The 350-nt window shown below is 40.3% G+C and carries 1 pseudogene; it reads left to right on the top strand.

The annotated features are described in order from the left end of the window. Positions 1–219: pseudogene (gene mazG / locus AAEY62_RS20975) on the top strand (nucleoside triphosphate pyrophosphohydrolase); the annotation flags it as partial. Positions 220–350: the final 131 nt, after the last annotated feature.

The raw sequence follows: 350 nt of genomic DNA, 5'->3' as shown, positions 1-350 counted from the left end.
CATAGTGCAGAAGAGCTGGGCGATTTACTGTTTGCTACAGTAAACGTTGCGCGCCATATAAAGCGCGACCCAGAGCAATTACTGCGCAGCGCCAGCGACAAGTTTTCAACTCGCTTTGAAAAAGTCCAAGCTTATTTAAATGCCCAAGGTAAATGTTTAGAGTCTGCCACGCTTGATGAGATGGATGCAGCATGGGATGAGATCAAAAAAGTCAAATAGTTTGTAGTAAAATTATGGCTGTTTTTTGTGCTTACAATTTCTAATTTTAGCTGGATTGATTGGCTATGCTTTGGTACAATTTCTCCCCGTCCTGTTTATATTCCAAAATCACTTGTTTGGGTATTATATTC

It is taken from the genome of Pseudoalteromonas sp. GW168-MNA-CIBAN-0100 (assembly GCF_040309225.1).
In the GTDB taxonomy this organism is placed as follows: Bacteria; Pseudomonadota; Gammaproteobacteria; order Enterobacterales; family Alteromonadaceae; genus Pseudoalteromonas; species Pseudoalteromonas arctica.
Note: the sequence above shows the minus strand (reverse complement) of the source record. Positions and strands in the feature narration are given on the sequence as shown.